The organism is Flavobacterium algoris (genome assembly GCF_048158525.1).
In the GTDB taxonomy this organism is placed as follows: Bacteria; Bacteroidota; Bacteroidia; order Flavobacteriales; family Flavobacteriaceae; genus Flavobacterium; species Flavobacterium algoris.
Genome location: NZ_JBLNKT010000009.1, coordinates 87,985 through 112,822 on the forward strand (window position 1 = coordinate 87,985; position 24,838 = coordinate 112,822).

Annotated in this window: 21 protein-coding genes; 13 read left to right on the plus strand and 8 right to left on the minus strand. The window is 32.8% G+C overall.

Annotated elements, in window-relative coordinates:
• Positions 1 to 132 precede the first annotated feature (132 nt).
• The 4 genes from pgi (at position 133) to ACM55I_RS07175 (ending at position 6,545) form a co-directional block, all read left to right on the plus strand.
• A complete protein-coding gene (pgi, locus tag ACM55I_RS07160) occupies positions 133 to 1,776 on the plus strand; it encodes a glucose-6-phosphate isomerase (protein ID WP_416846086.1) in 1,644 nt (547 codons plus the stop codon).
• Between the two features lie 370 nt (positions 1,777 to 2,146).
• Complete coding sequence (locus ACM55I_RS07165) at positions 2,147 to 5,461, plus strand: TonB-dependent receptor (RefSeq protein ID WP_416846087.1); 3,315 nt, start codon at positions 2,147 to 2,149, stop codon at positions 5,459 to 5,461.
• Between the two features lie 96 nt (positions 5,462 to 5,557).
• Entirely contained in the window at positions 5,558 to 5,980 is a 423-nt protein-coding gene (locus tag ACM55I_RS07170) for a hypothetical protein (RefSeq protein ID WP_416846089.1), read from the plus strand.
• A gap of 82 nt (positions 5,981 to 6,062) precedes the next feature.
• Positions 6,063 to 6,545, plus strand: a complete 483-nt coding sequence (locus ACM55I_RS07175; protein ID WP_416846090.1) for a septal ring lytic transglycosylase RlpA family protein — start codon at positions 6,063 to 6,065, stop codon at positions 6,543 to 6,545.
• Between the two features lies 1 nt (position 6,546).
• Here the strand turns inward: ACM55I_RS07175 and ACM55I_RS07180 are convergent, their stop codons facing one another.
• Positions 6,547 to 7,014 (minus strand): CYTH domain-containing protein, encoded by a 468-nt coding sequence (locus ACM55I_RS07180; protein WP_416846092.1) that lies wholly within the window; start codon positions 7,012 to 7,014, stop codon positions 6,547 to 6,549.
• A 415-nt stretch (positions 7,015 to 7,429) separates the two neighbouring features.
• On the opposite strand from ACM55I_RS07180, the gene ACM55I_RS07185 reads away from it, so the two are divergent.
• The 3 genes from ACM55I_RS07185 (at position 7,430) to ACM55I_RS07195 (ending at position 11,260) form a co-directional block, all read left to right on the plus strand.
• On the plus strand, positions 7,430 to 9,511 hold the full coding sequence (locus tag ACM55I_RS07185) for a recombinase (RefSeq protein WP_416846093.1): 2,082 nt from the start codon (positions 7,430 to 7,432) through the stop codon (positions 9,509 to 9,511).
• A gap of 54 nt (positions 9,512 to 9,565) precedes the next feature.
• Positions 9,566 to 10,651: a DNA polymerase IV gene (dinB, locus tag ACM55I_RS07190; RefSeq protein WP_416846094.1), complete on the plus strand. Its 1,086-nt coding sequence runs from the start codon at positions 9,566 to 9,568 to the stop codon at positions 10,649 to 10,651.
• Positions 10,652 to 10,744: 93 nt separating this feature from the next.
• Complete coding sequence (locus tag ACM55I_RS07195; RefSeq protein WP_416846095.1) at positions 10,745 to 11,260, plus strand: PAS domain-containing protein; 516 nt, start codon at positions 10,745 to 10,747, stop codon at positions 11,258 to 11,260.
• Between the two features lie 60 nt (positions 11,261 to 11,320).
• Here the strand turns inward: ACM55I_RS07195 and ACM55I_RS07200 are convergent, their stop codons facing one another.
• The 6 genes from ACM55I_RS07200 to ACM55I_RS07225 form a co-directional block, all read right to left on the minus strand.
• Entirely contained in the window at positions 11,321 to 12,094 is a 774-nt protein-coding gene (locus ACM55I_RS07200; RefSeq protein ID WP_416846096.1) for a Bax inhibitor-1/YccA family protein, read from the minus strand.
• 301 nt (positions 12,095 to 12,395) lie between these two features.
• Positions 12,396 to 13,826, minus strand: a complete 1,431-nt coding sequence (gene pyk / locus ACM55I_RS07205) for a pyruvate kinase (RefSeq protein WP_416846097.1) — start codon at positions 13,824 to 13,826, stop codon at positions 12,396 to 12,398.
• A 5-nt stretch (positions 13,827 to 13,831) separates the two neighbouring features.
• Positions 13,832 to 14,320: an IPExxxVDY family protein gene (locus ACM55I_RS07210; RefSeq protein WP_416846098.1), complete on the minus strand. Its 489-nt coding sequence runs from the start codon at positions 14,318 to 14,320 to the stop codon at positions 13,832 to 13,834.
• 113 nt (positions 14,321 to 14,433) lie between these two features.
• Positions 14,434 to 15,174 carry a ribonuclease III gene (gene rnc / locus ACM55I_RS07215; protein WP_416846099.1) on the minus strand — a complete coding sequence of 247 codons (741 nt, stop codon included), beginning with the start codon at positions 15,172 to 15,174 and terminating at the stop codon, positions 14,434 to 14,436.
• A 5-nt stretch (positions 15,175 to 15,179) separates the two neighbouring features.
• Positions 15,180 to 16,433, minus strand: coding sequence for a beta-ketoacyl-ACP synthase II (gene fabF, locus ACM55I_RS07220; protein WP_039108531.1), 1,254 nt, complete (start codon positions 16,431 to 16,433; stop codon positions 15,180 to 15,182).
• 179 nt (positions 16,434 to 16,612) lie between these two features.
• Entirely contained in the window at positions 16,613 to 16,849 is a 237-nt protein-coding gene (locus ACM55I_RS07225) for an acyl carrier protein (protein ID WP_007137004.1), read from the minus strand.
• 177 nt (positions 16,850 to 17,026) lie between these two features.
• Here ACM55I_RS07225 and purN point away from each other — a divergent pair, with 177 nt between their 5' ends.
• Positions 17,027 to 17,590, plus strand: a complete 564-nt coding sequence (gene purN, locus ACM55I_RS07230) for a phosphoribosylglycinamide formyltransferase (RefSeq protein ID WP_416846100.1) — start codon at positions 17,027 to 17,029, stop codon at positions 17,588 to 17,590.
• 80 nt (positions 17,591 to 17,670) lie between these two features.
• Positions 17,671 to 18,141, plus strand: a complete 471-nt coding sequence (gene rnhA, locus ACM55I_RS07235; RefSeq protein WP_416846101.1) for a ribonuclease HI — start codon at positions 17,671 to 17,673, stop codon at positions 18,139 to 18,141.
• A 253-nt stretch (positions 18,142 to 18,394) separates the two neighbouring features.
• Here rnhA and ACM55I_RS07240 read toward each other — a convergent pair whose 3' ends face one another.
• Entirely contained in the window at positions 18,395 to 19,333 is a 939-nt protein-coding gene (locus ACM55I_RS07240) for a hydrogen peroxide-inducible genes activator (protein ID WP_416846102.1), read from the minus strand.
• A 98-nt stretch (positions 19,334 to 19,431) separates the two neighbouring features.
• On the opposite strand from ACM55I_RS07240, the gene ACM55I_RS07245 reads away from it, so the two are divergent.
• From ACM55I_RS07245 to ACM55I_RS07260, 4 genes are all read left to right on the plus strand, one after another.
• A complete protein-coding gene (locus ACM55I_RS07245; RefSeq protein ID WP_416846103.1) occupies positions 19,432 to 20,955 on the plus strand; it encodes a catalase in 1,524 nt (507 codons plus the stop codon).
• Between the two features lie 55 nt (positions 20,956 to 21,010).
• Positions 21,011 to 21,526: an ankyrin repeat domain-containing protein gene (locus tag ACM55I_RS07250; RefSeq protein WP_416846104.1), complete on the plus strand. Its 516-nt coding sequence runs from the start codon at positions 21,011 to 21,013 to the stop codon at positions 21,524 to 21,526.
• Between the two features lie 166 nt (positions 21,527 to 21,692).
• Positions 21,693 to 22,616, plus strand: coding sequence for a PfkB family carbohydrate kinase (locus tag ACM55I_RS07255; RefSeq protein WP_416846105.1), 924 nt, complete (start codon positions 21,693 to 21,695; stop codon positions 22,614 to 22,616).
• Positions 22,617 to 22,918: 302 nt separating this feature from the next.
• Complete coding sequence (locus ACM55I_RS07260) at positions 22,919 to 24,817, plus strand: amidophosphoribosyltransferase (protein ID WP_416846106.1); 1,899 nt, start codon at positions 22,919 to 22,921, stop codon at positions 24,815 to 24,817.
• The last annotated feature ends 21 nt before the right edge of the window (positions 24,818 to 24,838 follow it).

Consider the following 24,838-nt stretch of genomic DNA (forward strand, 5'->3'; position numbering starts at 1 on the left):
TTATACCAATTCTGAATTTAACTATTTTGGCAATTTACCCATAAATTGTTATATAATTGTAAACACATTTACGGTTAAAACTAATTTCAGTATTTTTGTCAAAAATTAAACAAAACTACAATCCAAAAATAAATGGCTTTAAATACAATAAACCCAACCGAAACAGTAGCTTGGAAGAAACTTCAACAGCATTACAGTGAAATGCAAAAAGCTTCCATGAAAGAAATGTTTCAAGCAGATGATTCAAGAACAGAAAAGTTTAACCTGAGATGGAATGATTTTTTAATTGATTATTCAAAAAATATTATTAATCAGGAAACTCTTGATTTATTACTTGAGTTGGTAGAAGAAGCAGGACTTAAAAGTGCTATTTCAGACTATTTTGATGGTGGTATTATTAATCAGACCGAGAACAGAGCGGTATTGCATACAGCTTTAAGAGCTAAGGAATCAGCAGTTATAAATGTAGAAGGACAAAATGTGGTTCCTGAAGTTTATGAAGTAAAAAATAAAATAAAAGCATTTACTAATGAAGTAACATCTGGGCAAAGAACTGGTTTTACAGGCAAACCTTTTACGGATATTGTAAATATAGGTATTGGTGGTTCAGATCTGGGACCTGCAATGGCTGTTGAGGCATTACAGTTTTACAAAAATCACTTGAACGTTCATTTTGTATCGAATGTTGATGGAGATCATGTAAACGAAATCATTAAAAAATTAAATCCGGAAACAACGCTTTTTGTTATTGTTTCTAAAACATTTACCACACAGGAAACATTGACCAATTCTGAAACTATCAGAAAATGGTTTTTGCAATCAGCAAAACAAGAAGATGTAGCTAAACATTTTGTCGCGGTTTCCACAAATATTGCCAAAGTAACAGAATTTGGTATTAACCCTGAAAATGTATTTCCTATGTGGGACTGGGTTGGAGGTCGTTTTTCTTTATGGAGTGCTGTGGGACTTTCAATAAGTTTAGCGGTAGGATTCGAAAATTTTGACGAATTATTAGGCGGTGCAAATGAAATGGATGATCATTTCAAAACGACTGATTTTGATAAAAATATCCCTGTTATTTTAGCTTTGTTGAGTGTCTGGTACAATAATTTCTTTGGAGCAGAGAGTGAAGCCTTGATTCCGTACACGCAATATTTACAAAAATTAGCGCCTTACTTGCAACAAGGAACAATGGAAAGTAACGGAAAAAGTGTTGGACGTGATGGAAAACCGGTGAATTATGAAACTGGAACCATCATTTGGGGTGAACCAGGAACCAATTCACAGCATGCTTTCTTTCAATTGATTCACCAAGGAACTAAATTGATTCCTACTGATTTTATTGGATTTATAAAACCATTATATGGTGATGAAGATCATCATGATAAATTGATGTCAAACTTTTTTGCACAAACGGAAGCTTTGTTGCACGGAAAAACGAAAGACCAAGTTCAAGCTGAATTTGATAAACAAGGGCTTACCGCTGATAAAGCCGCTTTTCTTTTGCCGTTTAAAGTTTTTACGGGAAATAAGCCTACGAATACTATTTTGATACAAAAACTGACACCAAGAACGCTAGGTTCATTAATTGCAATGTATGAACATAAGATTTTTGTTCAAGGAGTCATTTGGAACATATTTAGTTACGATCAATGGGGAGTTGAGCTTGGAAAACAATTAGCGAATTCAATTTTAGAAGAGATAAACACTAAAAAAGTAAAAAATCACGATTCTTCAACTGCATTTTTATTAAATCATTTTCTTTCGAATAAATAAAAATTTGTTTTAATCTAGATTACACAACAAGGTTTAAAGACAATTTTCATTGAATTTTGAACTTACGGACTTCAAAAAGTCCCAATTTTTTATAAAGTCGGGGCTTTCTTATGTAAATAATTCAGTGATAGTGGGTTTTTGATAATGATTTCTATTTTTTGGCAAATTGGTTTTTGTAATATTTTTATCATATGGATATTTATAACTGTTAAAAAATAATAATTAAATTATTTTTTAACAGTTATGTTGCAATAATCACTTTAAGGCAAAAAAATGTGATTTAGAGGGATTTTCTTAACGTTTCCATAACAGTATGAGGCTTAAATGTTATAATTTTGCTAAAAATTAATAAATTAAACAAAAAACAAAAATGAAAAAAATTATTTTTATTTTGATTATTTTTTTATCAGCTGTTGGTCATGCGCAGGTTACTAGTTCTGCAATGTCTGGTTCTGTTAAAACAAGCACTGGCGAATTACTTCCAGGTGCATCAGTTGAGGTTATACATAAACCAACTGGAACAAAATATTTTTCAACTACAGGTTCTAAAGGTGGATATGCTGTACAAGGAATCAGACCAGGTGGTCCTTACACAGTTAGAGTAACTTTTATAGGTTACAAAACAACTGAAATTACTGAAATCAATGCGCCATTAGGTAATAATATTACAGTTAATGTTGTTGTAGATGAGGAATCCAATGCCCTAAAAGAAGTTGTGATTGTATCTACAAAATCAAAAGGAACTTTCAATAAAGGAAGAACTGGAGCTTCTCAACAATTTTCTAACAGAGAATTAACTGCCGTTCCTGTTACAGGAGCACGTTCAATAAACGCGGTCACTAAATATAATGCTAACGCAGGAAGTAATGGTAGTTTTGGAGGTCAAGATTCAAGATTGAATAACTTTACTATCGATGGATCTGCATTTAACAATGGTTTTGGACTTGGAACTGATTCACAAGCAGGAGGTAGAACAGGTTCTACTGCGATTTCTTTAGATGCTATTGAACAATTGCAAGTTAATATTGCACCATATGATGTACGTCAATCAGGATTTTTAGGTTCTGGAATTAATGCAGTAACTAAAAGTGGTACAAATGAAATTGAAGGTTCTGTTTATAACTCTTTTCGTAATAACAGAAAAGATTTTATTGGAACTAAAGCAGGAAACACAGTAATCGTTCCTGGAAAATTTGACGAAACAGTTTGGGGAGCTAGAATAGGAGCACCTATTATTAAAAACAAATTATTCTTCTTTGGAAATTTTGAGACAATAGAAAATACAAGCCCAGCTACAACTTGGACTTCTACAGGTTCTCCTCAGCCAAGTGCTCAGGTTTCTTTACCAACATTTGCAGAAATGCAAACATTGTCAAATTTTGTTAAAGATAAATTTAATTACACAACTGGTCCTTGGGAAAATTATGATGCTTCAAAAGTTTCAAAAAAATTCCTTGCCAGAATTGACTGGAATATCAATGACAATCATAAACTTACTGCTCGTTATGTTTTTCATAACTCAAATTCTGACGAGTTGACTTCAAACTCAAATTCATTAGGATTTGGTAACAGAAGAACTAGTAATCTTGCAATGTCATTCCAAAACAGCGGTTATGTTATTCAAGATAATACGAGATCTATTGTTGTAGAGTTAAACAGTAAATTAAGTAATTCATGGTACAATAACTTCATTGGAGGTTATGATAAACAAATTGAAGATAGAGGTTTACAAGGTGGAGGTTTGTTTCCTACAATTGATATAAAAAACGGATCAAATACGTTTATTTCATTAGGTTTAGATCCATTTACGCAAGGAAATAAACTGTCTTATTCTACACTACACTTTACGGATAATTTGACAAAAACAATAGGAAACCATTCGTTATTGTTTGGTGCTAATTTTGAGCATTTTAAATCAAGTAACTTGTTTTTCTCAGGATCTAATGGAGTATATGTTTTTAACTCTTTAACTGATTTTTACGCTGCTGCTAATCAATCTGCAAATACGGGTGGTGCTCCATCAACTACTGCTTTACCGGCACGTTTCCAATTCAGATATTCTGCTTTGCCAGGAGCTGAAGAGCCGTTACAGATTTTGAAATCTAATAAAATAGATGTGTACACTCAAGATGAAATCAAAGTGAGTGATAATTTAAGAGTTACATTAGGTCTTCGTGCTTCAGCGGTTTGGTTTGCTGATACAGCACTTGAAAATACTAAAGTTACAGCAATGACTTTTGGAAATGGTGAAAAGTTCAATACTGGTGAAATGCCAAATACACAATATTTATTTGAACCTAGAGTAGGTTTCAATTTAGATGTTGCTGGAGATGCTACAACACAAGTTCGTGGAGGTAGTGGTGTGTTTACAGGAAGAGCTCCATCAGTGTTTTTATCTAATGCAATTGGTAATAACGGTGTTCTTACTGGTTTTGTTGATGTTAGTGGCGCAGCTGTGGGAACTGGTGGATATGGTTTTACTCCTAATCCTAATGATTATTTTATTCCTGCAACACCTACGCTTCCTTCTACATTTGAATTGGCGTTTACAGCTAAAAAATTTAAATTTCCACAAGTTTGGAAAACTAATATAGCGGTTGATCAAAAACTTCCTTTTGGTTTCATAGGAACCATTGAAGGTATCTTCCAACAAAATATTAACGCTATTCATTATTACAATACTAATTTTGATGCTCCAGTTGGAAATTTTAGCGGACCAGATACAAGACCTAGATATGCTAGAGCTGATAACGGAGTTCGTATAAATGACAATGTTTCAAGTGCTGTTGTATTAACGAATACAGATAAAGGATATTTTTATTCAACAACATTCAAATTAGAGTATCCATACAAAAAAGGACTTTGGGGTTCAGTAGCTTACACACATTCAAGTGCTAATGATTTATTATCTGCAGGTTCTATTGCTTCTGGTTCATGGACTGGTGCAAGATCTGTAAATGGTAACAATGATTTACCTTTGTCATTATCTTCTAACAATACACCACATAGAATTGTTGGTATATTAGGTTATAAAATTGAATATGGAAATAATTTAGGTGCTGCAACTTCAGTAAATCTTGGATATATTGGGGAACAAGCTGGAGCTTATTCTTATGCTTACGGTGGAGATATGAATGGAGATCAAGTTAATGGAAATGATTTAATGTATGTTCCAAATAATGGAAATGAAATCCGTTTTCAATCTTTATCTGTTACAAATATTGTAAATGGAGCAAATGTTGTAACTGTTTATACTGAAGCGCAACAACAACAGGCGTTAGAAGCTTACATCAAACAAGATTCGTATCTTTCTTCAAGAAGAGGTCAGTACACACAAAGAAATGGTGGTGTTTTACCAATGTTACATAGATTAGATTTATCTGTAACTCAAGATTTTTTCATTAAAATTGCTGGTAAAAAGAATAGCTTCCAATTTAGAGCTGACGTCTTAAACTTTACCAACTTGTTGAACAAAGATTGGGGAGTAACTCAAAGAATTACAGCAACAAACGGAAATGTTTTAAGTTATAAAACGACAACTGCTAATGTGCCTTTTTATACTTTGGCAACTCAAACAGATGTAGCCGGAACAAAAACTTTAATTAAAGATACATTCCAAAAAAATGCTTCTACTTTCGATGTTTGGCAAGCACAATTTACACTTAGATACATTTTTGGTAAATAATACCTAAAAAAAATATTAAAAAATCAAAACCACGTATTAAAGCGTGGTTTTTTTATGCCTTTTTTTATTATATTTGTTAAAACAAAAACATAATTTATGTACGAATTCATTCAAAAATTTCATTCTGGTTGGGCTTATTTAGCACTTTTATTATTAGTGGTTGCAGTTGTTAATTCCTTTATTGGGATGGCTTCCAAAAAAGAATTTACTTCAAAAGATAGAAAAATTGCATTATTTGGACTTATAGGAACACATACACAATTATTAATTGGTTTGATTTTATATTTCGTTTCGCCATTAGGTTTTGCTTCATTAGGACAAATGTCAGATAAAGCATTACGATTAACTTCTCTGGAGCACCCATTAATTAATATTATTGCGATTACTTTGATTACTATAGGATGGTCAAAACATAAAAAGTTAACGAATAGTGAGTCAAAATTCAAAACTTTTTCTATTTTTTATGGTTTAGGATTGTTACTTATTTTAAGTAGAATTCCATGGTCAATGTGGTTTTAAAAAATCATTTAAAGCTCTAGAAATAGAGCTTTTTTTATCTGGGTATGGTTTTTGTAAAATAGATTAACTTAAAAAAGTATAAATGAAAAAATTAATAACATTATTTTTTTTGCTTGCAATTATAGGATTAGTTAGCAGCCAAAGTTCAATTGTTGATAAACAAAAGAACGCCATACAAAAAGATACTATTAAAAAGAACAAGCCTGGTATTGTACGTCAAGAAATTATTTCAGACACCTTGACAATCGAAAACGGAAAATTTAAAATCTATAAAAGAGAAGCGCACGCCTCTTATTATGCGGATAAGTTCAATGGAAAAAGAACGACTAGCGGTAAAAAATTTGATAATAATAAATATACAGCTGCGCATAAAAAACTGCCTTTTGGAACAAAAGTAAAAGTGACCAATGAATCCAACGGAAAATCAGTAATAGTAGAGATTACAGATAGAGGTCCATTTGTAAGATCAAGAGAAATAGATTTGTCAAAACGAGCTTTTAGAGATATCGCTTCACGTAATGACGATGGAGGAATGATAGTAACAATAGCAGTATTGAATAATTAAATCACCAGCTTTTATAAGGATTATTGCTTAAATAAGAATTATAATAACGCTTGTCATTTGTCACTTCGTTGCTTAGCCAATTTGGTTTTTCAAAAGTTTCATTTTCAGAGCCAAGTTCAATTTCAGCAATAATCAATCCTTCGTTTTGACCATGAAACACATCAATCTCATAAACATGATTGCCTAATTTAACTTCAAAACGCGTTTTATCAATCACGCCTTTTTCACATAAAAGCAACAAGTTTTTGGCTTCTTCAACTGGGATTTCCTTTTCCCACTCAAAACGAGACAAGCCAGATTCATTAGAAATTCCTTTTATAGTTAGAAATCCCTTATTTCCTTTTATGCGAAGACGAACCGTACGTTCCGGAACCGAACTTAAATAACCTTGTGCAATATGATTCTCAGTAAAAGCATCTCTTTTAAAGGAATCATCTTTAACCAAAAATTTCCGTTCGATTTCAATCATTATGACTTTAGTATTATTTAGTTTTTGGAGTTATTTCCGGTTATTAGTTTCAATTTCTCCTTCATAAAACTTTTTTCTATTTAAAAAAAGGAGCTTCTTGGGTCGCTCTTTTCTTAAAAGAAAAAATAGTTTTTTTCAATCGAAGATTTCCACTGCTACCCGGACTAATTTGATTTGTCAAATATATTGAATATTTCCACTACAATTAATTTATATCCTTCAAGAAGATTTCATTATTTCTTCCTCCCAATTAATTTATTATTCTGAGTCAAGCTGAATAGTATCGACGAAGACTTAAATCGAGTTTTTAGGCAATTTTAAGTTTTGTTAACATTTTTACAAGCGGTTATTTTATGATTAAGTTAATGAAAGTTGGCAGGTCAATTTGTATTTTTACAAAAATTGAACTAAAATAATGAAATCCCTTTTTAAAGCGAAACCAAAGAAAACTCCAGCAGAATTAATCACTAAATTTTTTGATGAAAGTCAGTCTTGGCGTTATAAAGAAGATGATTTAGAACCATTAGTTGAATTAATTAGATTGATTCGGCCTTTGAAAACTAAAAATTTAGAAATTGTTGATTTACAAGAAATCATATCTTTTTTAAAGGAAAATTATTTACTTCGAGAACAGTTTTCAATTTATATCAAAGAAATTTTAAACGATAAAAAGTTCAATAAAATCATTTCCGATGCGGCTATTTTGCAAGATGTAGATTTTATTTTTGAAGTCAAAAAAAGAATTTTCGCTAAACTGTTACCCTATCAGCCCCAAAAAAACACATTAGAATATATCCTCAATCAAGTTTTTTATCTTGCTAATGATGCAATCTGGATTAATAAAATACCATCAGACCAATTAGAAGAATTATACGTTCTTTTAGAATTTAATTCTATTTATGAAAGTACGGAGCCTAATTCGGTTTTATCGGAATTATTGTTTGGAATGTACTTAATTACACAGCGAATTAGCGGTCGTGCCATGGAAACGGATGTTATTAAAATGGTACCGGAATTTGATGATTATGAAAGTCCTTTCTCTGCTTTTGAAAAGGAATTATTTCAAATCGAAGACAAAATTAGAAATTCTGAAAATCATTATATCAAGTCGGATGATCTATCGTATGCGCAGCTTTTAGTTTTGCATAAACAATGTGAAGAATTCGTTGATAAGGCATTTCACAACAGTTCAAAATATGGAATTTCGCTTCGGGTAAACCAGAATTTATTAAAAATCAGGCAACAATTAGAACGGTTAAAATTCTTAATTCCGCTATTGCTTGTAGATAAAGAGAACGATAAAAAGAGCAACGGTATCGCATTGGCGTTACACTTAATTAAATATAATTGCTACAAAAATAATGTCCGAAAATTTATTGGTGAAAGTACCCAACTTATTTCATATGAAATAACGCAACATACGGCTAAAACAGGCGAACATTACATTACTGAAGACCGAAAGGAATATTTTAAAATGTTTCGAACTGCATTAGGAGGAGGATTTATCGTGGGCATATTATGCGTCATTAAAGTTTTACTTTCCAGGGCGGACACAAGTTTTTTTGGACACGCTTTTCTTTACAGTATGAACTATGCTTTTGGGTTTATATCTATTTACCTTTTGGGCTTTACTTTGGCTACAAAACAACCCGCCATGACCGCTTCGGCTTTGATAAAAGCTTTGGAAGAAGGTGTTATAAAACAAGGTAGAGATGCTGAAAAATATAAAGCTTTTGCCATTCTTTTTGCACGTGTTTTTCGCTCGCAGTTTATAGCATTTGTTGGGAATGTTATTATGGCTTTTCCGGTTTCATTACTTGGAATTTGGCTTATTGATTATACTTTAGATTATAATATTGCCGCTACTAAATGGGAGTCGTTGCTCATTGATATAAGTCCAATACATTCGTTGGCTATTTTTCATGCAGCCATTGCCGGAGTATTTTTGTTTTTATCCGGAATTATTTCAGGAAGTATTGCTAATAGGGATAAACACAATCAGGTTTTTTTCCGGATAACGGAACATCCCTTGCTTAAAAGAAGTTTAGGAAAAGATAGGACGCTTAAATTAGCAAAACTGTATGAGAAAAGATGGGCAGGAATTGTTTCCAATTTTTGGTTTGGTATATTCATGGGAAGTACAGCATCTATTGGTTTGTTTTTAGGGCTGAATCTGGATATTCGACATATCACTTTTGCCAGCGGAAATTTGGCTTTAGCATTATACGGAGCAAATTATGAAGTCAGTGAGTCAATGTTATTTTTTGGTGTTTTTGGAATTGGTATTATAGGTTTGGTTAACTTTATGGTAAGTTTTAGTCTGTCATTGGGATTGGCCTTTCGCTCAAGAGCCATTTCATTATTTGAGTTGCGATTTGTCACAATTTCCATTTGGAATCATTTCAAATCCCGCCCATTTAGTTTTTTCTTTCCTACAGAAAAGAAACTCAAATCAGAAGTTGTAGAAAATTATTTAAGTTCCGAAGCTAAAATTTAATCTTTAGAATAGAAAACCATTAGAAAATAGTTCTGGATATATAAGTATTGAAATATGCAGGAGGAGTCAGTGCTAAATAGAAAAATCATACACGTTGATATGGATGCATTTTATGCTTCGGTGGAGCAAATGGACAATCCATTATTACGAGGAAAGCCTATTGCTGTGGGAGGTTCTGAAAATCGTGGGGTGGTTGCGGCGGCGAGTTATGAAGCTAGGAAATTTGGTGTTCGTAGTGCCATAAGTGGTGTTATGGCTAAGAAAAATTGTCCTGAACTCATTTTTGTAAGGCCACGATTTGATAGATACAAGGAGATTTCGACTAAGATCCATAAAATTTTTCATGAGTACACGGATTTGGTGGAGCCTTTGTCGCTCGATGAGGCCTATTTAGATGTAACTAATAACAAAAAAGGGAACCCTAGTGCTACTTTATTGGCACAGGAAATAAGACAGCGTATTTTCAATGAAGTAGGTTTAACGGCATCGGCAGGAATTTCTGTCAATAAGTTTGTGGCTAAAATTGCCAGTGATTATAATAAACCTAACGGACAAAAAACGGTAAATCCTGATGAAGTCATCACATTTCTGGAAGAATTACCCATTCGAAAATTTTATGGTGTTGGAAAAGTCACCACCGAAAAAATGTACCAACTCGGAATTTTTACCGGAGTAGAATTAAAAAGTAAATCATTGGAATTTTTAGAGAAACATTTCGGAAAATCGGGGAGTTTCTATTATCATGTCGTGAGAGGGATTCATAATAGCGAAGTGAAATCAAATCGAATTACAAAATCAGTTGCAGCAGAACACACTTTTGATGTGAATCTCTCTTCTGAAATTTACATGTTAGAACAGCTTGAAACTATTGCCGGTGCCTTAGAAAGAAGATTGAAAAAATACAATGTTGCAGGAAAAACAATTACTTTAAAAATTAAATACAGCGATTTCACACAGCAAACCCGTAGCAAGACGTTGCCTTATTTTATTTCCGATAAAGCATTGATAGTTGAAGTTGTAAAAGAACTATTGTATCAAGAGCGGATGAAAGATTCCGTACGATTACTTGGAATTTCTTTAAGTAATTTAAATACCGAAGAGAAGAAATTTGTTGTTGTACAGCTAAAATTTGATTTTTGATTAATAATGGACACGTTCAACAATGGTTAAAATCAGCTATTTGCTATTTTGTTTTTATAAATAAAATTACATTTGACTTCAAAATCAAATAGCATGAGTAGTTTTAAACAATATGATGTAGCCATTGCAGAATATCACATGGGTCTAAGTGTAAAGAGACTGCCCGTTTTTTCTTGGGATTTTAATCATGAATTTATAGTAGAACTAAAAAATTCGTTTCTGGATTTAAATAAACTTAAATCAATTGCATTAAAAAACAAATGGACTAGTGATAATTTAGATTTAAAATCAAGGCTAACAGAGGAAGTAATAATCGTTACTGATGCTAACTTAAGTATTGTTTTTGCTTCTCATAATATGTTGAAAATGAATGGTTATGTTGAGGCGGAAGTTTTGGGTAAAAGTCCTAAAATGTTCCAAGGTCATGCTACTGATTTAACAACTTCAAATGAGATTCGTGATGCAATTCAACTTAAACAACCTTTTGAAAAAACGGTTATGAATTATAAAAAAAATGGAGACATCTATGCGTGCTTGATAAAAGGATTTCCGGTCTTTAATTTGAAAGGAGACTTAAGTCATTATATTGCTTTTGAGAAAGCAGCATAAAATAAGAAAACCTTTCTGATTCAGAAAGGTTTTCTTATTATTGAATATCTTACAATAGACTTAGTTTTTACTGTTTAGCTTAGAAAGTAATCGTAAAAACTCTATGTATAACCAAACTAGTGTTATCATTAATCCCATAGCGCCATACCATTCCATGTATTTTGGCATTTTTTGTTCGGCTCCTTTTTCGATTCTGTCAAAATCCAAAAATAGATTTAAAGCTGCAATAACTATCACAAAAACACTGATTCCAATGCTCATCATCGAGTTGCCATAATGAACGGGCATAAAGCTGGTAAACATAGAAAACAACCAAGATATTAGGTAGTAAGTTGCAATAGCAAGCGTAGCAGCTAGAACAACAGATTTGAACTGCTCTGTAACTTTTACAATTTTATATTTATACAATCCTAAACAAACTGCAAAAGTTACAAACGTAGCTCCAACCGCCTGAATCACAATCCCAGGATACATGGCTTCAAATATTGCCGAGATCCCACCGATAAATAATCCTTCGAACAAGGCATAGCCCGGAGCTAGATACGGAGAATATTGTGGTTTGAAAGCAGAAATCACTACTAGAATAAGTCCTACAATAGCACCGCCAATTGCCGGAACCATTGGATTTATGCCATTAAATGCCAACCACCAAATTACCATTGCAGAAGCCGTAAGAAGTAAAAATAGAATTAAACTCTTATTGATCGTTCCTGACAAAGTCATTTCTTGGTTGAAATTAATTAGAGTAGCCTGATGTACTTCGTCTTTTCTTGAAACTGCTGTTGATGAAAAAGTTTTATTATTTAAAAATGGATTTTTAGAATTGAAACTCATAGTTGGTGCGATTTTTTGTTCATCAAATATAAATTTTATTTTATAGAAGATTGTTTAATTGTTCTTAATTTTTTTGAATGAAAATTTAAATGTTTTTTAGGTAGTCTCCGGTGCTTGACTGCGGCGAGTACCTACATAAATTAAAAGATAAAACGTAGCGTTTGCTACGCGGATAACTAAAAAAGAGTATTTTAGAAAAGATTACTTTTTTACACAATTGTTGTCTAAAAAATATTTGACACAAAAAAATCCGTCCAGTTTGATAATGGGACGGATTTAATATATTCAAAAATAATTGAAATTATTCTATTTCAGAAACTCTTAAGGTATTTACCATTCCTTTATCTTTAATAGGCATTGCTGCTAAATTGATAAGGAAATCACCTTTTTGTACAAAACCTTTTTGTTTTACAATTTCGTTAATGTCAGTTACAGTATCATCTGTGCTTACATCCTTAGAGTACATGAAAGATTTTACTCCCCATAATAAATTAAGTTGTGTAAGGATTCTTTTATTAGATGTAAAAACTAAAATATGTGCATTTGGTCTCCAAGCCGAAATCTGGAAAGCAGTATAACCACTATTAGTCAAGGTACAAATTGCTTTTGCTTTGATAACATTAGCCATAGTTGCAGCATGATGACAAATTGTTTTTGTAATAAAACGTTTTGTTTTTATCTGTGGGGTATTTTGTGGTACTTGAATCAGCGGAGAATCCTCAACTGCTTCAATGATTTGAGTCATTTTTTGGATTACTTGAACCGGATAATTTCCAGTGGCAGTTTCTCCAGAAAGCATTACCGCATCTGCACCATCCATAACTGAATTGGCTACATCGTTCACCTCTGCACGTGTTGGCGTAAGGCTAGTGATCATTGTTTCCATCATTTGCGTAGCAACGATAACCGGAATACGAGCTGTTTTGGCTCTGCGAATTAATTCTTTTTGAACTAATGGCACTTCATGAGCAGGAAGTTCAACTCCTAAATCTCCACGAGCTACCATCAAAGCATCACAATACGCAACAATCTTGTCAATATTTTCTAATGCTTCAGGCATTTCTATTTTGGCAATAATTGGAATTTTATAGGCTGAATGTTCTGCAATTAATTCCTGTAAGTCTTGCAAGTCTCTTGGTGTTTTTACAAATGACAATGCAATCCAATCCACATTTTGGCCAATAGCAAAAATAGCATCAGCAATATCTTTCTCTGTCATTGCAGGAAGCGATATTTTTGTATTTGGTAAATTTACTCCTTTTTTAGATTTTAATTCACCACCTTGAATCACTCGTGCTATAACTTCTGTTTTTTTATCAGTCTCAACGATTTCGAAAATAAGTTTTCCGTCATCAAGCAAAATTCTTTCCCCTGGATTTACATCATTTGGAAAGTTTTGGTATTTCATGAATACTTTTTTTGCAGTTCCAAGAATGTCTTCGGCTGTAGTGAATGTAATTAAGTCACCATCATGAACTACAACACCTTCTTCCATAACTCCTACACGAAGTTTAGGTCCTTGTAAATCTCCTAGGATTGCAGTAGTGTAGCCAAACTCTTCATTTAGACCTCGTATGATATTGATTTTTTGTTTTACATCTTCGTAGTCAGCATGTGAAAAATTCACTCTAAACACATTTACACCTGCATCAATCATGTCTTTAATGATTTCTCTTGTACTACATGCAGGCCCAAGTGTGGCTACAATTTTAGTTTTTTTGTTTGTAAGCATTGGTATTAAAAAATTAAATTGTTTTTTGATTTGATTTGATTTGTATCTACGGTATAAAGTGTAGATATGCTATCGATTTTATTTAATATAGTCTGTATTGTTGATATGCTCGTTGTATCTTCAATATTCTCTATTTTTAAGAAATAATCTACTTTTTTAAACTCAGGAAGTAAAAAGACTTTTGTTGCCACTTCCATTGTAACATTTGAAAATAAATTTTGGCTAATTCCTTTTTTCTGTTGAACTACCTCATTTTTATTTTGAATCAAATTCCAAGTGATTGCTTTTTCATTATCATAATAATAGAATTTTGAAAAATTTGTTTCTCCTTCTTCTATATTAATCTGAATTTCATTCTTGCTTTTACTTAAATTTATTGGCAATAATTGATTAATAAAAAAAGCCAATCGATAGTCTTCTAATGAAGTATGTATCGCAATTAAATAGTAATCTATTTCGTCAAATTCTCCAAGATCTAGTTTATGAATAGCCATTTCATGAAAAAATAAGTTGTAAATATAGTATTTCTATCGACGTTCTAACCTATCTAAATAGGATGTTTTTGTTAAATTATCAACGAAAACGTTATAGGTTTAAGGAAAGGATGTTATTTTCTCTCCATTTTTTCTTGAAATGCAAAATAAGCACGTTGGGATGCTTTTTCTTCTGCCTTCTTTTTAGAAGTTGCTCTTGCTTTTGCAATTACTTTATCATCGATGCTGAGTTTAACTCCAAACAAGCGTTGTCCATCTATTGCATTGTCCTCAAAAATATCATAATGAAATATTTTTTTCTCTTTTTGACACCATTCTATAATTAAACTTTTATAACTAATTACCTTTCCTTCCAGTCTGGCAATATCTACATAAGGAATGATAACTCTTTTTTGGATGAATTTTTCGCAATAGACATATCCCCTATCTAAATAGATTGCCCCAACTAGCGATTCAAAGATGTTACCATGTATGTTTTCGCCAAAATGTTGCAATGGCACTTTACTTTCTATATACTGAACCAGATTTAAATCTTTTCCTAATTCGTTCAAATGTTCTCTGCTTACGATTTTTGAACGCATTTTTGTCAAATAACCCTCGTCTCCAGCAGGAGCTTTATTAAATAAATGGGCAGCAATTACTGAGCTTAACATGGCATCACCTAAAAATTCCAATCTTTCGTAATTGATTGGGTTTCCCAGAACATCCAATCGATTAGAGGAACGGTGTGTGAATGCTTTTTTATAGTAATCTAAATTATTAGGGGCAAATCCTAAAATTTTCTGAATAGAATTAAAAAAAATCCCGTCTTCTAGAGAACGGGATTTCGAAAATATTTTTCTAATTATACGCATATAATTTAGATATCTAATTTTTTTACTAATACACAAGCATTGTGTCCTCCAAAACCAAAGGTATTACTCATTACAACATTCATTTCTCTTTTTTGAGGAACATTGAAAGTAAAGTTTAGTTTAGGATCTATGCTTTCATCATTAGTAAAATGATTTATTGTAGGTGGTACTATTCCGTGTTTCATAGAAAGAATAGAAGAAATAGTTTCAATTGCTCCGGCAGCACCAAGTAAATGGCCTGTCATTGATTTAGTTGAGTTCAGATTCATGGTATAAGCATGTTCGCCAAAAACGTGTAATATAGCTTTAGATTCTGCCATGTCTCCAAGAGGAGTTGATGTTCCGTGCATATTCACACCATCAACATCACTAGCTTGTAAACCTGCATCTCTCAAGCAATTCAACATTACATTTTTAGCACCTAATCCTTCAGGATGTGGAGCTGTAATGTGATGTGCATCAGCTGACATTCCACCACCACCAATTTCGCAATAAATTTTTGCACCACGAGCTATAGCATGTTCGTATTCTTCAAGGACAAGAGCACCTGCTCCTTCACCTAGAATAAATCCATCTCTGTCTTTATCCATTGGTCTAGAGGCGGTTTTTGGATCATCATTTCTTGTAGATAAAGCATGCATGGCATTAAATCCACCCATTCCTGCAATAGTTACCGCAGCTTCAGAACCACCTGTTACCATAGCATCTGCATGACCCAATCTGATATAATTGAAAGCATCAATAATTGCGTTTGTAGAAGAAGCACAAGCTGAAACAGTTGTGAAATTTGGTCCTCTAAAACCATATTTTATTGAAATATGACCACCAGCTATATCGGCAATCATTTTAGGGATGAAGAAAGGATTGAATTTTGGGGTGCCGTCACCAGCAGCAAAATTAAGAACTTCTATTTGGAAAGTTTCTAATCCTCCAATTCCAGATCCCCATATTACACCCACTCTGTCTTTATCTAATTTTTCAAAATTGAAACCAGCATCAAGTACCGCTTCGTCAGATGCAACCATGGCATATTGAGCGTAACGGTCCATTTTTCTCGCTTCTTTTCTATCTAAAAAATCTTCAGCATTAAAGTTTTTCAATTCGCAAGCAAATTGAGTTTTAAATTTTGAAGCATCAAAATAAGTAATTGGCGCAGCACCACTAACACCGTTAATGAGACCATTCCAATACGCTTCAATGTTATTTCCAATAGGAGTAAGAGCGCCTAAACCTGTTACTACAACTCGTCTTAATTCCATAAATTCTTTATTTTGTTATCTTTAAACAAATAAAACCCATGCTGATACTGTATTATATAGTACAAAATAGCGATGGGTAATACAATAAATATCTTTTTGATTGAAATTCAATCTCGAATTTAATTTTAAAAAAAAATAATAACACCCGTTTACAGGATTGCAAACGGGTGTGTAATTTATTATTTTTTAGCTTCCTCGATGTAAGAGATTGCTTGACCTACAGTAGCGATGTTTTCTGCTTGATCGTCTGGAATTTGAATGTCAAATTCTTTTTCGAATTCCATAATAAGCTCAACAGTGTCTAATGAGTCAGCTCCTAAATCATTAGTGAAGCTTGCTTCTGTTACAACTTCGTTTTCGTCAACACCTAATTTGTCTACGATAATCGCTTTTACTCTTGATGCAATGTCTGACATAATCTTTAATTTTAGAATTTAATTTGTTGGCAAAAATAAAAAACTTTATTTTAAAACAACTAAATAGTTAATAAATGTGACAACTAATTTATAAAATATATTTGACAAAGCCTTCACAATGTTATTTAATTTCATTTTTTATGCCTTTTTTTGCATAATAAAAAAGGGTTTAATTATATGAAAAAAATAGTAATTTTCGCTTCTGGATCGGGGACTAATGCTGAAAACATCATCAAGTATTTCGCTGCAACAAAAATTGGAAGCGTTGAAGCGGTGTTTACAAATAACCCAAATGCTAAGGTGATTGAAAGAGCAAAAAAATATGAGATTCCAACGGAAGTTTTCTCAAAAACAGAATTATTTGAAAGTAAAATATTACAAAAAATAAATACTATTCAACCAGATTTGATTGTTCTGGCTGGATTCTTGTTAAAATTTCCTGAGAATATCATCGAAGCCTATCCTAATAAAATAATAAATATTCATCCGGCCTTGTTACCAAAGTATGGTGGAAAAGGGATGTATGGGATGCACATACACAGAGCAATTGTTGGGAATAAAGAAAGAGAAACGGGTATTACTATTCATTTTGTAAATGAAAATTATGATGAAGGAAATATTCTTTTTCAAAAAAATGTAGTTTTATCAGGAGATGAAACTCCAGAAGAAGTTGCTGAAAAAATTCATGAATTGGAGCAAAAATATTTTCCGGAAGTAATTGAAAAATTGTTAGAAAATTAGATTATTAGACTTCTTAGAAAAGCTAATATACAATTACAAAAATCTAAAATCTAAAAGGTCTCCAAGTCTAAAAATCTAAAATGGAACACGACGTACATATATATACCGATGGCGCTGCAAAAGGAAATCCAGGTCCAGGTGGTTATGGAGTTGTGATGGAATGGGTAGGAAAACCATATAAGAAAGAATTCTATGAAGGTTTTCGTCATACCACTAATAATAGAATGGAATTGCTTGCAGTAATTGTGGGTCTTGAAAAATTAAAAAATCCCAACACGAGGGTTTTAGTGGTTTCCGATTCTAAATATGTGGTGGATTCTGTAGAGAAAAAGTGGGTTTTAGGTTGGGAAAAAAAGGGATTTGTAGACAGGAAAAATTCCGATTTGTGGAAACGCTTTCTTATTGTTTATAGAAAACACAAAGTCAATTTCAAATGGATCAAAGGACACAACAACCATGTCCAAAACGAAAGATGTGATGCTTTAGCTGTTATGGCTTCGATGCAAAAGCAGCTTTCAGTCGATGCTTTCTATGAAAGTATGAATGAGTAATTAATATTTGAATCCGTTGGTTATAATTCAAATTAGATTATTTTTAACTACATAGGGTATCTTTTTTTTAATGATTTTGCCAAGATGTTTCACTAAATTATAGTAAAAGCATAGCTTTGTGTCTCGAGACGAAGGTTGAATAGGTGAAGCAAACCAAGAATTGGTTTATGTCGTTCTTCTTTTCTATGTTAATACGTGGTAAAATTTTATATTCTGTAATATTTCTAATTTTCGATTAAGTACACCAAACGGGTTATATTTGAGTAATTGCCAGTTCGCTTTTTTTATAATTATTCGAAATTAAATCTTTGTTTATTGTACTGTGGATAATGTTGGCGAGCGCTTCAATTGTTCTGATTTTTGCATACGGGCGATGATATATAATGCTCATTTCACGAACAGGAATGGGCGCGTTAAAAAAACTGACTTGTTTTTTTCTTTCGGAGGAAAGGGTGTTGTAATACAATTCAGGAATCAAAGTCAATCCGCCAAATTCGTCAATCATATTCAATAAAGTGTCAAAAGAACTGGCTTCCAATTTTAAATTTTCAACCATCTTTTCTTTTTTCTTTAAAGAACATAATTTAATGAATTGTTCTCTAAGGCAATGACCTTCTTCCAAAAGCCAGATTTTATGATTTCTAATTTCATCGGGTAAAATGTAGTTTTGCACCGGATCAATATCACCATACACCATTAAAGTTTCATAAAATAAAACGATGTCCTCGATTTCGGTGTCATTTAAAGGTGTTGCAACAATTCCCATATCGAGTTGCCCTTCTTTCAGCTGTTTTGTAATTGAGTTCGTTGTTAGTTCTGAAATTTCCAGTTTTAAATCAGGATAGTTTTCTAAAATAGGCTTTATAATTTTTGGAAGCAAAGAGTTTGCAATTGTTGGGATAATTCCAATTCTAATTTTCCCTTCAATTTTCCCATTAATCTTTTTAGCATTGTCTTTTAAAAGCTGGCTGTGAAGAACTACTTTTTTAGCATTTTCAATAGTTTCCATTCCAATTTCGGTAGTCGCAGTTGGGTTTTTCTTTCGATCAAAAATAATTATTTCAAGCTCTTCCTCTAATTTTTTGATCATCGTGCTTAATGTTGCTTGTGTGACATTGCAATATTCAGCCGCTTTTGTAAAATTTTTCAATCGATCTACAGCGATTATATATTCTAATTGTTGGATATTCATATATATAGATGTTGTCAATGACAAAGATATAAACTTTCAGTTATGTCAATATGTTTTTTGTCGATATTTTTGCATTGATAAATAAATAAAATAGTCTTATGAAACAAAAAGCATTAGTCTTATCAATAGCAATGTTGATAGCTCAGCTAACATTTGGTCAAACATTAACAACAAATTCTGGAGCTCCAGTAGGAGACAATCAAAATTCAAAAACAATAGGGCAAGATGGACAAGTCCTGCTGGAAGATATTCATTTGATTGAAAAATTAGCAGCCTTTGACCGGGAGCGTACGCCGGAAAGAGTAGTTCATGCGCGTGGAACTGGGGCTTTTGGAGAATTTGTTGCTGCCTCTGATTTTACGGATGTAACTATGGCGGATTTCCTAAATAAAGCGGGTAAAAAAACCCCTTTATTGGTTCGGTTTTCAACCGTAACACACCAAGCAGGTTCTCCAGAAACGTACCGTGATCCTCGAGGTTTTGCCGTTAAATTTTATACCGAACAGGGAAATTATGATTTAGTAGGAAACAATTTGCCTGTATTCTTTATCCGTGATGCGATGAAGTTTCCGGATATGGTTCATGCGTTTAAACCTTCTCCAGTAACAAATGGCGCATCAGATCCGAATCGAGTATTTGATTTCTTTTCAAATGTACCAGAATCAACACACATGTTGACTTGGGTATTTTCTGATTATGGAATCCCAGCAAATTTTCGCCAAATGGAAGGTAATGGAGTACATGCTTATAAATGGGTAAATGCGAAAGGCGAAGTTACCTATGTAAAATACAAATGGGTTCCGCAACAAGAAGTGCGTAATTTATCGCAAGCTGAAGCCAATGCAATTCAATCCACACAAATTGAACATGCCACTTTGGATTTGCGTAATGAAATAGAAAAAGGGAATTTCCCAAAATGGGATTTGTATGTTCAAATGTTGAAAAAAGAAGATTTTTTGGCTTTAGATTTTAATGCCGTTGATCCTACTAAAATTTGGCCTGAAAAAATTGCTAAACTGATCAAAGTGGGAACGATGACTTTGAATCAAAATCCTACAGATTATTTTCAGCAAATAGAGCAAGCGGCTTTTTCGCCAGCAATTTTGGTTCCGGGAATTGAGCCTTCTGAAGATAAATTATTACAAGGGAGGTTGTTTTCGTATTCGGATACACAACGCCATCGTTTAGGTGGGAATTTTCAACAAATTCCAGTAAACATGCCTAAAAACGGAGTGACTACTTACAATCAAAACGGATATATGTCGATGCGCCCTCAAAGTGGTGATGTAAATTATCAGCCTTCAACAAATAAACCGGAGGTAAAGGATGATGCAAAATTCAAATATTCAAAATCAGAATTTGCAAACGTAACAACAGCACAGTCAAAAATTTCGAAACCTAATGATTTTGCACAAGCAGGTGATTTGTACCGTTCTTTTTCCAAAAAAGATCAAGATGCGTTAATCTTTAATTTATCAGGTGCTTTAAAACAAGTTAAAAATAAAGTGATTGTTGCTAAAATGATTGCTCATTTTTATCAAGCGGATAGTGAATACGGAACGCGTTTAGCTAAAGAGCTTAAAATGGATCGTAAAGAAATAGAATCTTTAATGTTGCAATAGTAAAACTTAATAAAGGAGCGTTTTTTTAACGCTCCTTTATTAATAATTTAAAAATATGAAAAAAATAATTTTCACCTTATTGATTTTGATTTCGGGGCTTTTGAATGCGCAAAACACAGCTGTTTTTGAAGCGGCAAGAACGAATGATTTAAAAACGATTGAAAACTTTGTTAAGGAAGGAAATGATATAAACATATTAAATTCCTCCGGTTATAGTTTGCTTATTTTGTCCGTTTATAATAATAATTATGAGGTTGCGGCGTATTTAATTTCGCAAAAAGCAAATTTAGATATTCAGGATACTTCGGGTAATTCCGCTTTGATGGGCGCTTGTTTCAAAGGGTATTCTCCCTTAGCAGAATTATTATTGATAAACAAGGCAAGTACAGACTTAGTAAATTATAATAATGCGAATGCGTTATTTTTTGCAGCAACTTTTGGACAGGTACAATGTGTAGAAATTTTGTTGAACTATAAAATTAATACACATCAAATGGACATTTTTGGAAAAACGGCTTTGGACTATGCGGTGAACCAAGAAAATGATGCCATTATTTCCTTATTGAAATAAAGATATTTTGATTTGATTTTTAGGTTGTAATAAATAAAAGCTTCTGTTGTTTAAGATGTAAGGTGTTAAAAAGCAAGAATTTAAATTGGCAAAACTTTACGATTGCGACCCTTTGCAATTTTACAACTTATAAACTATCTTTGCGCTTTAATTCGAAACACATAAAATGAATAAATTATTGATTGTTGGAACTGTAGCTTTCGACGCAATTGAAACTCCTTTTGCAAAGACAGATAAAATCTTAGGTGGCGCAGCAACATACATAGGATTATCAGCATCTTATTTCAATTTACAATCGGCAATAGTTTCTGTAGTTGGCGATGATTTTCCACAAGAATATTTAGATTTATTAACCGCAAGAAACATAGATATTTCTGGTGTTGAAGTTGTAAAAGGCGGAAAAACGTTCTTTTGGAGCGGTCGTTACCATAATGATTTAAATTCAAGAGATACTTTAGATACTCAATTAAACGTTTTGGCAGATTTTCAGCCAAAGGTCCCTCAAAATTTCAAAAATTCGGATGTGGTAATGTTAGGAAACTTGCATCCATTAGTACAAAGCAGTGTTTTAGACCAAATGGAAACACAACCTAAATTAGTAGTTTTGGATACCATGAATTTTTGGATGGACTGTGCTTTACCGGAATTATTGGATGTGATTAAACGTGTAGATGTTATTACCATAAATGATGAAGAAGCAAGACAACTTTCGGGGGAATATTCTTTAGTGAAAGCTGCTGCAAAAATTCATACTATGGGACCAAAATATGTAGTGATTAAAAAAGGAGAACATGGTGCTTTATTGTTTCATAACAAAGATGTTTTCTTTGCTCCGGCATTACCTTTAGAAGAAGTTTTTGATCCAACAGGAGCTGGAGACACTTTTGCAGGTGGATTTGCAGGATTTATTACGCAAAGTGAGAATATTTCATTCGAAAATATGAAAAATGCTATCATCTATGGTTCTAATTTAGCTTCATTTTGTGTAGAGAAATTTGGAACAGAAAGAATGATTGGTTTAGATAAAGAAGAGGTGCTGTCAAGATTGAAACAATTCAAATCATTGACACAATTTGATATAGAATTATAATATTTCAAACCTCGGAAACGGGGTTTTTTTGTTTAATAAATTTGGTTAATGACATTCAATACAAAACAATGTGTTCTTGAACTAGTTCAATGTAAAACAACTAAAATAAGCACAGCTTTGTAGCATCATTAAGTAAATTATAAAAACGAGGGGTTTATATGATTGAAAATAATATAGATTCAGTGAGCCCAAAGGATTTAAAAGATTAGAATTTAAAAATGAAACGATTTAGCTTGTTTCTAATAAACAATAAATTGTGAAATTCTTTCTAAATAACAAACACAACAACAAACAACAACACAATGAGCGACGCTTTACAACACGAATGTGGAATAGCCTTAGTTAGACTACTTAAACCGCTTGAGTTTTACAAAGAAAAATACGGAACTGCTTTCTACGGAATACAAAAAATGTATCTCCTTATGGAAAAGCAACACAATCGCGGGCAGGATGGAGCTGGTTTTGCAAGTATTAAGATGGATGTTGAACCTGGTGAGCGATATATAAGCCGCGTGCGATCAAACCATGCGCAACCTATTCAGGATGTATTTAAACAAATAAATGAAAGAATAAATGAAGAAATGGTGGCGCATCCGGAATATGCGGATGATGTACCACAACTAAAAGCTAATATTCCTTATATAGGAGAGTTGTTTTTGGGACATGTGCGTTACGGAACTTTTGGAAAAAATAGTATCGAAAGCGTTCATCCATTTTTGCGTCAAAGCAATTGGATGCATAGAAATCTGATATTGGCCGGGAATTTCAATATGACCAATGTAAAAGAACTTTTCCAAAACTTAGTAGAACTGGGTCAGCATCCAAAGGAAATGGCTGATACGGTTACGGTTATGGAAAAAATCGGACATTTTCTGGACAAAGAAGTGATGCAATTGTATCAAGATTGTAAAGAAGAAGGTTTGTCGAAAAGAGAAGCATCTCCGGTTATTGCGGAACGATTAGATATTGCTAAAATTTTGAGACGTTCTTCTAAAAATTTAGATGGAGGTTATGCAATGGCGGGGCTTTTAGGACACGGAGATTCGTTTGTCTTTAGAGATCCTGCAGGGATACGTCCCGCTTATTTTTATCAAGATGACGAAGTAGTTGTTGTTGCTTCTGAAAGGCCGGTTATACAAACCGTTTTCAATGTACCTTTCGAAAAAGTACAAGAAATAGACCCAGGGAGTGCATTAATAATTAAGAAGAACGGAACGGTTTCTATGCAGGAAATTCTTCCTCCAACAGTTAAAAAAGCATGTTCTTTTGAACGTATTTATTTCTCGAGAGGAAGCGATGCTGAAATTTATCAAGAAAGAAAAAAATTAGGAAAATTGATTTTGCCTGCTGTTCTGGAAGCTATTGATGAAGATACGGATAATACGGTTTTCTCTTATATTCCAAATACTGCCGAAACTTCTTTCTACGGATTAGTTGAAGCAGCTCAGGATTTTCTAAATCAAAGAAAGAATAATTACATTCTTGAAAATAGAAATACCTTAACTAAGGATTCTTTACAAGAATTACTTTCGGTAAAAATCCGTACTGAGAAAGTAGCTATTAAAGATGCAAAATTAAGAACATTTATTACGGAAGACAGTAGTCGTGATGACTTGGTAGCTCACGTTTATGATGTTACTTATGGTGTTATCAAACCAACAGATAATTTGGTAATTATTGATGATAGTATCGTACGTGGAACTACCTTGAAAATGAGTATCATCAAAATGATGGATCGTTTGAATCCAAAACGAATTGTAATCGTTTCATCAGCACCACAAATTAGATATCCGGATTGTTATGGAATTGATATGGCTAAACTGGAAGGTTTAGTAGCATTTAAAGCCGCTTTGGAATTACTAAAAGAAAGAAACTTATACCACATTGTTGATGAAGTATATTTAAAATGTAAAGCACAGGAAAACTACATTGACAGTGAAGTTGTAAATTATGTAACGGCAATCTATGAGCCTTTTCAACCGCAAGAAGTTTCAAACAAAATTGCCGAAATGTTAAGCTCTCCTGAAATCAATGCTGAAGTCAAAATAATATTTCAAACCGTAGAAGATTTACATATTGCTTGTCCTAAAAACTTAGGGGATTGGTACTTCACTGGAGATTACCCTACACCTGGAGGGAATCGAGTAGTGAATCGAGCATTCATGAACTTTTATGAAGGAAAAGATGCTAGAGCATACTAGTAATAGGTGTAATTTAGTTAT